General features: G+C 65.1%; 1 protein-coding gene. It reads right to left on the bottom strand.

What is annotated here, in order from left to right; all coding sequences use genetic code 11:
• On the bottom strand, positions 1–869 hold an 869-nt coding region (locus AC3ZU9_RS31465), incomplete at both ends, for a glycoside hydrolase family 3 N-terminal domain-containing protein (protein WP_490091796.1).

Genomic DNA, 869 nt, shown 5'->3' with positions numbered 1-869 from the left:
GCGTAGGTGTCGGCCGGGTCATCCTCGGCCTTGCCGATGCGCAGGTACGGGTCCTTGAACAGGCCCATGTCGTACTTGGCGCCGAGCACTTCGCGCACCGCATTGTCGATGTCGCTCTGCTCGATCTCACCGGACTTGAGCAGCCCCGGCAGTTCCTTGCCGTACAGCGAGTCGTTCATGCTCATGTCGATGCCGGCCTTGATCGCCAGCTTCGCGGCTTCACGCCCGTCCTTGGCTACGCCGTGCTTGATCAGCTCGAAGATCGCGCCATGGTCGCTCACGGCCAGGCCCTTGAAGCCCCAGTCCTTGCGCAACAGGTCGTTCATCAGCCAGGTGTTGGCGGTGGCGGGCACGCCGTTGATGGAATTCAGCGCCACCATCACACCGCCGGAACCGGCCTTGATCGCGGCGTGGTAGGGCGGCAGGTAGTCCTGGTACATCTTGACCGGGCTCATGTCGACCACGTTGTAGTCGCGCCCCCCTTCCACCGCGCCGTACAGGGCGAAGTGCTTGACGCTGGCCATGATGCTGTCGGCATTCGCCGGGCTGACGCCCTGGAAGGCCTTGACCATCACTTCGGCGATGCGCGAGACCAGGTAGGTGTCCTCACCGAAACCTTCGGAGGTGCGGCCCCAGCGCGGGTCGCGGGAGATGTCGACCATCGGCGCGAAGGTGATGTCGAGGCTGTCGGCGGCGGCTTCCTGGGCGGCAATGCGCCCTGAGCGGCCGATGGCCTCCATGTCCCAGCTGGACGCCAGGGCCAGGCTGATCGGGAAGATCGTGCGGTGGCCGTGGATCACGTCGTAGGCGAAGAACATCGGGATCTTCAAGCGGCTGCGCATGGCCGCGTCCTGCATCGGACGGTTTTC

The sequence above is a fragment of the Pseudomonas sp. A39 genome (assembly GCF_058145955.1).
Note: the sequence above shows the minus strand (reverse complement) of the source record. Positions and strands in the feature narration are given on the sequence as shown.